The sequence below is a fragment of the Pseudomonas tritici genome (assembly GCF_014268275.3).
GTDB classification, from domain to species: Bacteria; Pseudomonadota; Gammaproteobacteria; order Pseudomonadales; family Pseudomonadaceae; genus Aquipseudomonas; species Aquipseudomonas tritici.
Map to the genome: position 1 here is coordinate 1,588,880 of NZ_CP077084.1, position 11,789 is coordinate 1,600,668.

Annotated in this window: 15 protein-coding genes; 12 read left to right on the plus strand and 3 right to left on the minus strand. The window is 58.4% G+C overall.

From position 1 onward, the window contains the following. Positions 1-73 precede the first annotated feature (73 nt). From HU722_RS07000 to recX, 8 genes are all read left to right on the plus strand, one after another. On the plus strand, positions 74-259 hold the full coding sequence (locus tag HU722_RS07000) for a zinc finger domain-containing protein (protein WP_083207058.1): 186 nt from the start codon (positions 74-76) through the stop codon (positions 257-259). A gap of 11 nt (positions 260-270) precedes the next feature. Then, positions 271-1,233: a DUF6242 domain-containing protein gene (locus tag HU722_RS07005; RefSeq protein ID WP_065872506.1), complete on the plus strand. Its 963-nt coding sequence runs from the start codon at positions 271-273 to the stop codon at positions 1,231-1,233. A 68-nt stretch (positions 1,234-1,301) separates the two neighbouring features. After that, positions 1,302-1,958 carry a DUF1983 domain-containing protein gene (locus tag HU722_RS07010; protein WP_139113185.1) on the plus strand — a complete coding sequence of 219 codons (657 nt, stop codon included), beginning with the start codon at positions 1,302-1,304 and terminating at the stop codon, positions 1,956-1,958. A gap of 330 nt (positions 1,959-2,288) precedes the next feature. After that, positions 2,289-2,846, plus strand: coding sequence for a glycoside hydrolase family 19 protein (locus HU722_RS07015; protein ID WP_065872505.1), 558 nt, complete (start codon positions 2,289-2,291; stop codon positions 2,844-2,846). Further along, on the plus strand, positions 2,834-3,304 hold the full coding sequence (locus HU722_RS07020) for a lysis system i-spanin subunit Rz (protein WP_065880099.1): 471 nt from the start codon (positions 2,834-2,836) through the stop codon (positions 3,302-3,304). The genes HU722_RS07015 and HU722_RS07020 overlap by 13 nt, the downstream gene beginning before the upstream one ends. An 81-nt stretch (positions 3,305-3,385) precedes the next feature. After that, entirely contained in the window at positions 3,386-3,886 is a 501-nt protein-coding gene (locus tag HU722_RS07025) for a CinA family protein (protein WP_065872503.1), read from the plus strand. Between the two features lie 84 nt (positions 3,887-3,970). Further along, on the plus strand, positions 3,971-5,029 hold the full coding sequence (gene recA, locus HU722_RS07030) for a recombinase RecA (RefSeq protein ID WP_048720087.1): 1,059 nt from the start codon (positions 3,971-3,973) through the stop codon (positions 5,027-5,029). 8 nt (positions 5,030-5,037) lie between these two features. Next, positions 5,038-5,505: a recombination regulator RecX gene (recX, locus tag HU722_RS07035; protein ID WP_186752308.1), complete on the plus strand. Its 468-nt coding sequence runs from the start codon at positions 5,038-5,040 to the stop codon at positions 5,503-5,505. 221 nt (positions 5,506-5,726) lie between these two features. Here recX and HU722_RS07040 read toward each other — a convergent pair whose 3' ends face one another. Both HU722_RS07040 and HU722_RS07045 read right to left on the minus strand, forming a co-directional pair. Further along, the gene (locus HU722_RS07040) at positions 5,727-6,839 is read right to left on the minus strand and encodes an LOG family protein (RefSeq protein ID WP_065890139.1); all 1,113 of its coding nucleotides are present in this window, start codon (positions 6,837-6,839) and stop codon (positions 5,727-5,729) included. Positions 6,840-7,130: 291 nt separating this feature from the next. Then, positions 7,131-7,571, minus strand: coding sequence for a PA3611 family quorum-sensing-regulated virulence factor (locus HU722_RS07045; RefSeq protein ID WP_049709734.1), 441 nt, complete (start codon positions 7,569-7,571; stop codon positions 7,131-7,133). A gap of 179 nt (positions 7,572-7,750) precedes the next feature. Here HU722_RS07045 and HU722_RS07050 point away from each other — a divergent pair, with 179 nt between their 5' ends. The 3 genes from HU722_RS07050 to HU722_RS07060 all read left to right on the plus strand — a co-directional run bounded on the left by HU722_RS07050 (position 7,751) and on the right by HU722_RS07060 (position 9,811). Continuing rightward, on the plus strand, positions 7,751-8,470 hold the full coding sequence (locus HU722_RS07050) for a tRNA-uridine aminocarboxypropyltransferase (protein ID WP_186752307.1): 720 nt from the start codon (positions 7,751-7,753) through the stop codon (positions 8,468-8,470). A 252-nt stretch (positions 8,471-8,722) separates the two neighbouring features. Further along, a complete protein-coding gene (gene erdR / locus HU722_RS07055) occupies positions 8,723-9,373 on the plus strand; it encodes a response regulator transcription factor ErdR (RefSeq protein ID WP_065872500.1) in 651 nt (216 codons plus the stop codon). A 75-nt stretch (positions 9,374-9,448) separates the two neighbouring features. Next, on the plus strand, positions 9,449-9,811 hold the full coding sequence (locus HU722_RS07060) for a diacylglycerol kinase (RefSeq protein WP_003172176.1): 363 nt from the start codon (positions 9,449-9,451) through the stop codon (positions 9,809-9,811). A gap of 3 nt (positions 9,812-9,814) precedes the next feature. Here the strand turns inward: HU722_RS07060 and HU722_RS07065 are convergent, their stop codons facing one another. Further along, the gene (locus HU722_RS07065) at positions 9,815-10,741 is read right to left on the minus strand and encodes a LysR family transcriptional regulator (protein WP_049709730.1); all 927 of its coding nucleotides are present in this window, start codon (positions 10,739-10,741) and stop codon (positions 9,815-9,817) included. A gap of 125 nt (positions 10,742-10,866) precedes the next feature. On the opposite strand from HU722_RS07065, the gene fpr reads away from it, so the two are divergent. Then, positions 10,867-11,646, plus strand: a complete 780-nt coding sequence (gene fpr, locus HU722_RS07070; protein WP_003189055.1) for a ferredoxin-NADP reductase — start codon at positions 10,867-10,869, stop codon at positions 11,644-11,646. The last annotated feature ends 143 nt before the right edge of the window (positions 11,647-11,789 follow it).

The window sequence follows — 11,789 nt, forward strand, 5'->3', positions numbered from 1 at the left end:
TCCAAGCCAGCCAAGGCCCCCACTGCTCGCACGAGCGGGAGGGGGCTTGGCAGATAAATAAACGGACTTGCAGATGTTGAACGAATTCAGATGCGGTAACTGCAAAAGACTTCTCGCCCGTACGGGTGGGTTTACAGAGCTCCAGATCAAATGTTCCCGATGTGGGACGCTGAATCATGTGAAGGCCACGAGCCTCGAGCAATCGCCCATGAGCGCCATACGCCCAATACAGAGGCCTGAACTTAAATCAGCTAAGTAACGGAGTTTAAAATGGAAAACGCAAATTCGGCGTCTCAAACCTTGCAAGATCTTTGGACCCAAGTGCAACCGGTGGATAACACCGGCATGCTTAGGCGCGTGGTTTTTGGGGACGGCAAGTTTTATGCGGCTGGTGGCAACGGTCTTCCCACAACCACTCAGCTTGTCAGCGGAGGCGCGACTGGTACAGCTTGGACCAAGCTTAAGGACGTCGTCACCTCTGATAGCGGAAAGGTCCTCAACGACCTGTACTGGAACGGTCTTGGGACACAGCTTCAAGCCCTTTCTCAATCCGGCAGTGTGGTCTACGGCAGCACAGCACGCCCTGAAAGGGCTTGGACAGACATTACGGCAACTGTTCGCGCGTCCGGAGACTTGCAAGGCGTTGTGTATTATCAGCCAATTAACGGCAGCAACACGACCTGGATACTGGTTGGGTCTAACGGTAAAGTCTTTTCCCGTTATGGTGATTGGTCAGGCCAGGTGGAGCGCACTACGACCTTCACTTCTAGCGAGACAGTGTACTGCGTCAACGTCATTGGCGTTTTTGTGTTGGTTGCGGGATCGAATGGGAAGCTGCTTAGCGCTGTGAAGATGGCGACAAATGATTCGCAATCATTCTCGACCGTAACCAGCACCTTCGGCACTAGCACCATCCTTTCCATGAAGCTTTGCAACGGGAAAATGTTTATCGTTGGTGCGGATGGCAAGATGGCATATTCATCCGATGGGCTTAACTGGACTGCTGTTGAAGATACCAGTTTCGGTGGAACCATCATCCGCGACATTGCTTACGGTAATGGCAAGTATGTAGCTGTCGGCGACGGCGGCAAGACAGCCGTTTCCGAGGATGGGATCGGCTGGGTTCAGCAAGTCAACACTTTCGCAGGAACCGATATCCGGAGCGTCGCCTACGGCAACGGCAATTTTGTAGCTGTTGGTGCAGGCGGCAAGATTGCTTACTGGACTCCATGATCTTCTATCTCCTTGCGTAATAGAGCCCAGCCGTCGCGCTGGGCTTTTCTCGTTATGAGGCAAGGAAAATGTCCGGCACTATCCAGTCCAGCAACTGCGTGCCGGGCGTTTCCGGCTGGAAGCTCAATACCGTCACCGGTGAGTTCGAGATTAACTCTTGCACCCGCGGCAGCGCGGCCAATGCGCCAGAGCGTCAGATGGTGTCGGTCGAAGTGGCCAGCTGGAGCAAGTACGACCTGCCCAAGAATACCGCCAACCTGCTCCAGTTCATGCAGGCCGAGCTGCAGAAGCTCCCCGAGCGGTATCGCCATGTCGCCGAATTCGAAGAGTTCGATGCGAGCTACGGCGATGAGTCGTTCAATTCCCGCCTCTTCCTAACCTACGCCCGACTCGAAACAGAAGAAGAGCTGGCCGATCGCCTGGAGAAGGCTAAGGTTGCCGGTACCCGGGTCAGCATCAAGAACGGCTTGACGACTGTCATCCACGATGGTGTTGTACGGTACATGATCGGCAAGCTGGACCAGCCAGATCCTGAACCGCCTGATCCCTTCAAGGTTGATGACGCAAGGGCCTATATCAACGAGGCCACCATCTCTGACGCAACAATCGACAACAGTCTCGCAGCGAATTGGTCTATTCGAGTTAAGTTAGGCTCATATGGCCGACCATACGCAGCCGGTTTTGGCATGGGCGAGCTTGAGGGCTTCGAGTTTAACCTGGACTAACAGGTCAAAGAGGTGATCCGCTCCGAGCTTCGCCAGGGCGGACTGCTCTGGCGTTCACGCTAATTCACGGCCTGCCACTGAGCGAGCCTTTTCGTTTTCGACTCCACCACACCCATTGCTCCGAGCTGGGAGTTCTGCTGGAGCTGACTTATTTGTACAGGTCGTACCTCGGCCACTTTTCTCTATGAAGTGGCGATGGTGGTACCGGCACTGTGTTGCTGGTGGTCTGTGGTGTTGCTCCACGGCCACGCAGATGCACACACCCGCCAGATGGTGTGCCAATGACGACCATTGCCTACAAAGATGGCGTGATCACCAAGAGTCAAACCCATGCTCATGACGCTTCCCCAACTGCTTCAGGTGATGCCTGGCGCCCGTGCGCGTGCGGGCCTGTTTTTAACCGCCCTGAATGCAGCGTTCGTTCGCTACGAGATCGACCGCCCACTACGCATCGCCGCCTTCCTCGCCCAGGTCGGCCACGAATCCGCCGAGTTGCGCCATGTGCGCGAACTGGGCAGTGATGCGTACCTGAGCAGGTACGACACCGGCCCGTTGGCCGCGCGCCTGGGCAATACCCCGCAAGCCGATGGCGACGGCCAGGCATACCGGGGCAGGGGGCTGATCCAGATTACCGGTAGTCACAATTATCTGGCCTGCAGCCGGGCATTGTTCGGCGATGACCGTTTGTTGCGCGAGCCGATGCTGCTCGAGTTGCCCCAATGGGCCGCCGCCTCGGCCGGCTGGTTCTGGCAGAGCAATGGCCTGAACGAGCTGGCTGACAAGGGGCAGTTCACCACCATCACGCGGCGCATCAACGGCGGGCTCAATGGGCTGGAGGATCGCCTGCGGCTGTGGGCGCGGGCGAAGGCGGTGTTATGCGTTTCCTAAATGTGTGCCGGCTGATAGGCGTGGGCCTGCTGGTGGCGGTTGTCTGGCAGGTGCAGGCATGGCGGTACTCGGCGCGGATTGAACATTTGTCGGCAACACAGATCCAGGCCGCTCTGCACCAGCAACAGTTTGAGCAAGAGCAACGGCTGGCCCTGGAGCAACAACTCAGCGCCAGCGACACACAACATGCTCGGGAGTTGAGCGATGCGCACCATCACCAGGCTGTTCTGCGCGATCGGCTGGCCACTGCTGATGTGCGGTTGTCAGTCCTTCTCGACGCTTCCAGTGACTGTTCAGTGCCAGCCACCACCCCCCCCGGCGGCGTGGTTCATGCAGCCCCGCGAGCCCGACTTGACCCGGCGCATGCTCAGCGAATTATCGGGATCACCGACGACGGTGATAACGCCCTGATCGCCTTGCGCGCCTGTCAGGCGTACGTGCGCGCCGTCGCCCGCTAGCTTCTTGAGACAGTCCGTCACTTGCGCGTGCGATTGGCTCCTGTAGGGTAGGCAAACCCCCGCCTACGTCTGGAGACGACCGTGAAGGAAATCACTCAACTGGCTGCTGAACTGGGTCGCCGTCTACAGGTGCTCAACGCCCATGTCACCACTGCCGAGTCCTGCACCGGCGGCGGTATCGCGGAAGCTATCACGCGGATTCCGGGGAGTTCTGCCTGGTTCGAGGCGGGTTATGTCACCTATTCCAATCGACAGAAGACGCGGCAATTGAATGTGCCGGAAACGTTGTTTCCAAAAGTTGGCGCCGTCAGCCAGGAAGTGGTGGAAGCCATGGTGCGTGGCGCACAGGAAAAGAGCCTGGCGCGATTTGCCGTCGCGGTCAGCGGTGTGGCGGGGCCGGATGGCGGTTCCCGGGACAAACCGGTGGGCACTGTCTGGCTGGCCTTTGGCGTGGGCGAGGACGTCACGGCCGAACTTGAACACTTCACTGGCAACCGCGATGAGGTCCGCCGACAAACGGTAAAAGCCGCGCTAGAGGGCTTGTTGCGACGAGCTGCAGCAGAAATAGAAAATCAGGGGTAGGCGATCTCCGATCTTTGTGGAACAATACTGTCTACTTATACAGGTGTTGGCCGCCCCGGCCTTATTGATTACGTGAGGACTTTAATGGACGACAACAAGAAGAAAGCCTTGGCTGCGGCCCTGGGTCAGATCGAACGTCAATTCGGCAAGGGTGCCGTAATGCGTATGGGCGATCACGACCGTCAGGCGATCCCGGCTATTTCCACTGGCTCTCTGGGTCTGGACATCGCGCTCGGCATTGGCGGCCTGCCAAAAGGCCGTATCGTTGAAATCTACGGTCCTGAATCTTCCGGTAAAACTACCCTGACCCTGTCGGTGATTGCCCAAGCGCAGAAAATGGGCGCCACCTGCGCGTTCGTCGACGCCGAGCACGCATTGGACCCTGAATACGCCGGCAAGCTGGGCGTCAACGTTGACGACCTGCTGGTTTCCCAGCCGGACACGGGTGAGCAAGCCCTGGAAATCACCGACATGCTGGTGCGCTCCAACGCCATCGACGTGATCGTGGTCGACTCCGTGGCTGCCCTGGTTCCCAAGGCTGAAATCGAAGGCGAAATGGGCGACATGCACGTGGGCCTGCAAGCCCGTCTGATGTCCCAGGCGCTGCGTAAAATCACCGGTAACATCAAGAACGCCAACTGCCTGGTGATCTTCATCAACCAGATCCGTATGAAGATCGGCGTGATGTTCGGCAGCCCGGAAACCACCACCGGTGGTAACGCGCTGAAGTTCTACGCTTCGGTCCGTCTGGACATCCGCCGTACCGGCGCGGTGAAAGAAGGTGACGAGGTTGTGGGTAGCGAAACCCGCGTTAAAGTCGTGAAGAACAAAGTGGCCCCGCCTTTCCGTCAGGCTGAATTCCAGATTCTCTACGGCAAGGGTATCTACCTGAACGGCGAGATGATCGACCTGGGCGTGCTGCATGGTTTCGTCGAAAAATCCGGTGCCTGGTATGCCTACAATGGCAGCAAGATCGGTCAGGGCAAGGCCAACTCGGCCAAGTTCCTGGCAGACAACCCGGACATCGCCGCCACGCTTGAGAAGCAGATCCGCGACAAGCTGCTGACCCCAGCGCCAGACGTGAAAGCTGCCGCCAACCGTGAGCCGGTTGAAGAAGTGGAAGAAGCCGACACTGATATCTGAAGCAAACGATGACAGTTGTACTGGATACACTCGTCGCCGTTCGGCGCACCGCGATGGACCTGCTCGCTCGACGCGAGCATGGTCGAGTCGAGCTGACGCGTAAATTGCGTCAGCGCGGCGCGGAACCCGAGATGATCGAAGCTGCCCTCGACCGTTTGACGGAAGAGGGGCTGCTTTCGGAAGCCCGTTACCTCGAAAGTTTTGTCTCCTACCGAGCCCGTTCCGGCTATGGCCCGGCGCGTATTCGCGAAGAGCTGAGCCAGCGTGGCTTGCAGCGTGCGGATATCGACCTTGCCCTGCGTGAGTGCGGTATCAGCTGGCAGGCGCAGCTGGAAGACACCTGGCGACGCAAGTTTTCTGGCCATCTTCCGATTGATGCCAGAGAGCGTGCGAAGCAGGGACGCTTCCTGAGTTATCGCGGGTTTTCGATGGAGATGATCAGTCGCTTGTTGAGCGGTCGGGATATGGACGACTGAACACAGTTGGTGTAGTGAGCGGGCTTGTCCCGCGCTGGGTGGCGAAGCCGCCCCAAACCAGGCGACTTGGTTTTATCTGGAACTTGGCAGTGTCTTTATTGGGGTGGCTTTGCCACCCAGCGCGGGACAAGCCCGCTCACTACGATATTGTGTAGATACCTAAGCCGCCATAAGAAAGGCCCACTATGAAAATAGTGGGCCTTTTTTTTTTGCTTAAAAAATCACGCCGGCTCCGGCGCCACCCGCTGCTGAGCCTTCCCCTGAGCCTGTGCCCAGTTCTCCGGCAAATTGATGTAATCCACCAGTTCCCGCAGCCGGCCCTGATCGCGCCCGTTGAAGTTGAATACCAGTCGCGTCAAGTGGCTGAACCTCGGCTCATCATGTTCCTCGCCGGTATACCCGAGCTGCTGGAAGTCCCCACTCAGCCGCAAGCTGGCAAACTCGCTCTGCAAATGGGCCAATGCCCGCTCACTGAGCGGATGATTCATGCGTACCACAAACTCACGTTTCAACCAGCGCGTGGAGTGGAAGTTGGCATAAAACTGGTTGATCTCTTCCACTGCCTCTTCGGCGCTGTACACCAGGCGTACCAGCTTGAGGTCGGTAGGCAGGATATAGCGGTTGGCTTCCAACTGACTGCGGATGAAGTCCAGGGCACCTTGCCAGAACCCGCCGCCTGGGGCGTCCAACAGCACTACCGGTACCAGCGGGCTCTTGCCGGTCTGAATCAGGGTCAACACTTCCAACGCTTCATCCAGCGTGCCGAAACCGCCTGGGCACAACACCAATGCGTCGGCTTCCTTGACGAAGAACAGCTTGCGGGTAAAGAAGAAGTGGAAGGACAGCAGGTTCTCAGTGCCATCAATGGTCGGGTTGGCATGCTGTTCAAACGGCAGGGTGATGTTGAACCCCAGGCTGTGTTCCAAGCCGGCGCCTTCATGGGCGGCGGCCATGATGCCGCCGCCACCGCCGGTGATCACCATCAGGTCCGAGCGTGCCAGCGCTGCGCCGACTTCGCGGGCCAGGGCGTACAGCGGGCTTTCCACCGGGGTGCGTGCCGAGCCGAACACTGTCACTTTGCGGCGGCCCTTGAACTGTTCGAGCACGCGGAAGGCATGGTCCAATTCGCGGATGGCTTGGAGGGTGATCTTGGCGTTCCAGCGGTTGCGGTCGTCCTGAGCCATGCGCAGCACGGTGAGGATCATGTCGCGATACAGGGGGATATTCGGGCTGTTGGGAGCGATCAGTTGGAGTTGAGCTTCGACCTGCTGCGTGAGGTCGGCCCCATTCTCTTCAAAATGTCGAAGCAGGCGGTCATTCGGTTCGTAAGGCATTCAACGTCTCCTTCTTGCAGGGCCCGGGTGGCCGACGAGAGGTTCGCCGGAGGCTACGACACTGCATGTGTCGCTGCTTGCCGCAGGGGGCAACCTTCTTTTGCCCTGAAAATGTTACAGAACAGCATGAAAAGTGCTGAGAATAAATGGCTGGAATGACTTGATCATGGGCCGAAAAACCCTTGGCTGGCAACCACTTATTGGTCGCTCAATAGGGCACTTGGTTGCCTGGAAGGAGTTGACGCGGGGGGAGTGCGCGCTGCCGGGCAGCAGCGCGCGAAGGTAAAACAGTTACTTTTTCTTTTTCGCCGCAGCCGGTGCCGGGCAATCTGCTTCAACGAATTTGACCGACGCCACGGGACGGTTGGTCTTGTTCTCGGTGATTTCGTAGCGCATCACTGCACCTTTGGCCATCAGCTCGCGGTAGCCTTTGTTCAGGCATACGCTTTGGCCAAGCTGGAAGTACACAGCCTTGGGGTTGGCGCGCATCTGTTCGGCGCGGTCGGACATCACGCTCAGGTGATCGATCAGTTGCATGCCTTCAACGGTGTAGGCCACTTCCAGGGTTTTTTCGTCGATTTCCCGGGGCAGGTCCTTATTGCTCTCAGCCGCGACGCTTTGCAGCTTCCTGTTCATTTGGGCCTCCAGCAGCGAGGCCGCCTGGGCGCACACGGGCAATACCAGCGCGAGGGCGACGGATGGGGCGACAAGACGCAGCATGGAACGCAGCATGAAACTCTCCTGATTCGGTTACTGGTGCATAGACCAGCCACTGGGCTGTGCGTTCAGTGGCGCGCAATTATAGGTGAGCCCTTGCCACTACAGCCAGGCGTATCGCTGGTAAACTGCGGCCACTTCAGCCTTCCACGAGTTTCCACCGTGTCGATTTACCCGTTTTACCGGCGCATCCGATGAGCCACGCCGTCTCCCGCCTGCGTACCCAACGTCTGGCTCGCGCCGTGCGGCCGTTCCTCAATCGTGGCTCGCGTGCCGAACGCTGCCCCGGTTGCCGGGTTATCCCGCAATACTGTCTGTGTGCCTGGCGCCCCAAGGTCGAGGCCCGATCTGCCATGTGTCTACTGATGCATGACGTGGAACCGATGAAGCCCAGCAACACCGGCTGGCTGATCGCCGACGTAATCGAGGACACCACCGCATTCGCTTGGTCGCGCACCGAAGTCGATCCGGACTTGCTCACCTTGTTGGCCGACCCGCAGTGGCAGCCCTACATCGTGTTCCCCGGTGAATTTGTGGCGCCCGAGCGCGTGGTCAGCGAAGTAAAGGTGGAGGAGGGCAAGCGCCCGTTGTTCATCTTGCTGGATGGCACTTGGAGTGAAGCACGCAAGATGTTCCGCAAAAGCCCCTACCTTGAGCATTTGCCGGTACTCAGCCTGGCGCCGGAGCAACTGTCGCGCTACAAACTGCGCCGGTCCAAGCGTGATGATCATTTTTGCACCGCCGAAGTCGCCGCCCTGTGCCTTGAACTGGCCGATGACCAGGCTGCCTGCGAAGTACTCGATGCCTACCTCGACGTGTTCAGCACGCATTACCTGGCGGCCAAATTCCAGTTACCCCTGGACCCGACGGACATCGGCCATACTCGTCTTGCGCCCTATATACACGCGGGATAGCCACACGACGTTTGCATGATGGCCCCCTAAACCCGCACGTCGCTAAAATGCCCGTGGGCGTAGTGCTTGACCCCCCAGGCTACGCTGGGCATGCTGAGCGCCGATTGGGGTGCAACCGTGAATTTTCGACGTCGTTTCAGGTGCTTTTGACGTTGAGCGTGCCCTGTGGCGACAGCTGCCTGGCTGCCGCCTTGTGTACTGGCGAGCCCTGAACCCATCAGGACTCCCATAAAAAACAGGATCATTTAATCAATGGCCACATACGAAATCCTGATAGCCGATGACCACCCGCTGTTTCGCAGTGCGCTGCATCAAGCCGTGACCCTAGGCCTTGGCCCGGACGTGCGCCTGGTCGAGGTGGCCAGCATTGCCGAACTGGAAGCCCGCCTTGCCGAAAAGTCCGACTGGGACTTGGTGCTGCTCGACCTGAACATGCCCGGCGCCTATGGTTTTTCCGGGCTGGTGCTGTTGCGCGGGCAATACCCGCAGATCCCCGTGGTGATGGTTTCGGCCCAGGAAGACGCCGATGTGGTGGTGCGCTCCAAGGAGTTTGGCGCCAGCGGTTTCATCCCCAAGTCCAGTGCCATGGAAGATATCCAGAAAGCCGTGCGCACCGTGCTGGATGGCGATGTGTCCTGGCCGCCGCAAGCGTTTGAAGAAATTAACGTGTCCGACGAAGCCAAGGCCGCCCGCGATGGACTGGCCAGCCTGACGCCGCAGCAGTTTCGTGTGCTGACCATGGTTTGCGAAGGTTTGTTGAACAAGCAGATTGCCTACGAGCTGAGCGTATCGGAAGCGACCATCAAGGCCCATGTCACGGCGATCTTCCGCAAGCTGGGCGTGCGTACGCGCACCCAGGCGGCATTGCTCCTGCAACAACTTGAGTCAATTTCGCAGCATTAAGCGTTCAGCGGTTCACGCTTTTTTGACTTGGCGTGATCTAGTTTCCCCACTTCTTTGGTTCAGTTGCCTACGTCTATGTCGCCTTTCAAGGGTCAAACCGGTATCAAACGTATCTTTAACGCAGGTGGCTATTCCCTGGATGGCCTGCGCGCGGCTTTCACGGGCGAGGCAGCATTCCGCCAATTGGTGTTGCTGAACGTCATCCTGATCCCGCTGAGCTTTTTCCTGAATGTCAGCCGCGTCGAACGCGCGTTGTTGATCGCCGTGTGCCTGCTGGCCCTGATTGTCGAGCTGCTCAACTCGGCGGTTGAAGCCGCCATCGACCGCATCTCCCTGGACCGCCACCCGCTGTCGAAGAACGCCAAGGACATGGGCAGCGCTGCGCAGTTTGTCGCGCTGACCATGATCACGCTGGTGTGGGCTGTGATCCTGATCTAAGGCTCAGGCAATGCTCGGCAGCACGATCTCGTCGCTGCGCTGGACCCCAGCGGTAAAGGCGCGGCAAAGCTCCAGGAACTCGCGCATCGCTGAGGTCTGGTACTTCTGTTTATGCCAGATGAAGTAGAACTGCCGGGCCAGGTCCAGGTCCGGGGTTTCCACGGGTACTAAACTGCCACGGCGGAACGCGTCACGCAGCGCCAGCCGGGAAATACAGCCAATCCCCAACCCTGACTCCACAGCTCGTTTGATGGCCTCAGTGTGTTCCAGCTCCAGGCGGATATTCAGCGCGCTGCGGTGATGGCGCATGGCCTGGTCAAACGTCAAGCGCGTGCCCGAGCCTTGTTCGCGCAAAATCCAGGCTTCATGAGTCAACTCTGCCATGGTCGCCACGCCCCGCTTGGCCAAGTGATGCTGCGGCGCGCAAAACACCACCAGCTCATCTTCCACCCAGGTTTGCACCTCGATGTCCGGGTGGCTGCAGTCGCCTTCGATTAGACCCAAGTCAATTTCGTAGTGCGCGACTTGGTGCACGATATGTGCAGTGTTCTGCACATGCAGCTTCACCTGGCTCTCGGGATGTTGCTGCATGAAGCTGCCGATCAGCAGTGTGGCCAGGTAATTTCCGATGGTCAGGGTGGCGCCGACCGCCAGGGAGCCAAAGCCGGACTTGCCGTTGAGCAGGTCCTCGATCTCCTTGGCCTGGTCCAAAAGCGCCACGGCCTGGGGCAACAGCTGATGACCGAGGGCGTTGAGGCTCAGGCGCTTGCCCGCGCGGTCGAATAATTGGCAGCTGGATTGACGCTCCAGCTCGGTGATCGAGGTGCTGGCGGCGGATTGAGATAAGGCCAGAAGGCCAGCAGCGCGTGAGACGCTTTCCTGCTGGGCGACGGCGACGAAGACTTGCAGTTGACGGAGAGTAAATCGCATATCGATATAACCGATAACCCTTATCTTAATAATCCAGTTAACAGATATTGTCGCCGCCATTAGAATGCTGTGCAATTGCGCATCTACACCTTTGGCGCAGACCCATTTCCAGGAGTTCCCCGTACATGAGCAACATGAACCACGAGCGTGTCCTCAGTGTTCATCACTGGAACGACACTCTGTTCAGCTTCAAGTGCACCCGTGATCCGGGCCTGCGCTTCGAGAACGGTCAGTTCGTGATGATCGGCCTGCAACAGCCCAACGGCCGCCCGCTCATGCGCGCTTACTCCATTGCCAGCCCGAACTGGGAAGAGCATCTGGAGTTCTTCAGTATCAAGGTGCCAGATGGCCCGCTGACTTCCCAATTGCAGCACTTGAAGGAAGGCGACGAGATCATCATCAGCAAAAAACCGACAGGCACCCTCGTGCTTGACGATTTGAAGCCGGGCAAACACCTGTACCTGCTCAGCACCGGTACCGGCCTTGCTCCGTTCATGAGTGTGATCCAGGACCCGGAAACCTACGAGCGCTTTGAAAAAGTGATCCTGTGCCACGGCGTGCGTTACGTCAACGAAGTCGCTTACCGCGAATTCATCACCGAGCACCTGCCGCAGAACGAATTCTTCGGCGAGGCCCTGCGTGACAAGTTGATCTACTACCCAACCGTTACCCGCGAGCCGTTCGAAAACGAAGGCCGCCTGACCGACCTGATGCGCAGCGGTAAGTTGTTCAGCGACATCGGTCTGCCACCGATCAACCCCGAGGACGACCGCGCCATGCTGTGCGGCAGCCCGAGCATGCTGGATGAAACCAGTGAAGTGTTGAACAGCTTCGGCCTGAAAGTGTCGCCACGCATGCGTGAGCCGGGTGATTACCTGATCGAGCGAGCGTTCGTCGAGAAATAAACACAGATCAAAAAATGTGGGAGCTGGTTTCTGTGGGAGCTGGCTTGCCTGCGATAGCATCACCTCGGTTCAAATGAATGACCGAGGCGTCTGCATCGCAGGCAAGCCAGCTCCCACAGAAGCAGCTCCCACAGTTGTTTTCG

Bases quoted from the DNA above. Each gene is read 5' to 3' on its own strand.
- HU722_RS07000 (WP_083207058.1), top strand. From the start codon at position 74: ATGTTGAACGAATTCAGATGCGGTAACTGCAAAAGACTTCTCGCCCGT.
- HU722_RS07005 (WP_065872506.1), top strand. From the start codon at position 271: ATGGAAAACGCAAATTCGGCGTCTCAAACCTTGCAAGATCTTTGGACC.
- HU722_RS07010 (WP_139113185.1), top strand. From the start codon at position 1,302: ATGTCCGGCACTATCCAGTCCAGCAACTGCGTGCCGGGCGTTTCCGGC.
- HU722_RS07015 (WP_065872505.1), top strand. From the start codon at position 2,289: ATGCTCATGACGCTTCCCCAACTGCTTCAGGTGATGCCTGGCGCCCGT.
- HU722_RS07020 (WP_065880099.1), top strand. From the start codon at position 2,834: ATGCGTTTCCTAAATGTGTGCCGGCTGATAGGCGTGGGCCTGCTGGTG.
- recA (WP_048720087.1), top strand. From the start codon at position 3,971: ATGGACGACAACAAGAAGAAAGCCTTGGCTGCGGCCCTGGGTCAGATC.
- recX (WP_186752308.1), top strand. From the start codon at position 5,038: ATGACAGTTGTACTGGATACACTCGTCGCCGTTCGGCGCACCGCGATG.
- HU722_RS07040 (WP_065890139.1), bottom strand. From the start codon at position 6,839: ATGCCTTACGAACCGAATGACCGCCTGCTTCGACATTTTGAAGAGAAT.
- HU722_RS07045 (WP_049709734.1), bottom strand. From the start codon at position 7,571: ATGCTGCGTTCCATGCTGCGTCTTGTCGCCCCATCCGTCGCCCTCGCG.
- HU722_RS07050 (WP_186752307.1), top strand. From the start codon at position 7,751: ATGAGCCACGCCGTCTCCCGCCTGCGTACCCAACGTCTGGCTCGCGCC.
- erdR (WP_065872500.1), top strand. From the start codon at position 8,723: ATGGCCACATACGAAATCCTGATAGCCGATGACCACCCGCTGTTTCGC.
- HU722_RS07060 (WP_003172176.1), top strand. From the start codon at position 9,449: ATGTCGCCTTTCAAGGGTCAAACCGGTATCAAACGTATCTTTAACGCA.
- HU722_RS07065 (WP_049709730.1), bottom strand. From the start codon at position 10,741: ATGCGATTTACTCTCCGTCAACTGCAAGTCTTCGTCGCCGTCGCCCAG.
- fpr (WP_003189055.1), top strand. From the start codon at position 10,867: ATGAGCAACATGAACCACGAGCGTGTCCTCAGTGTTCATCACTGGAAC.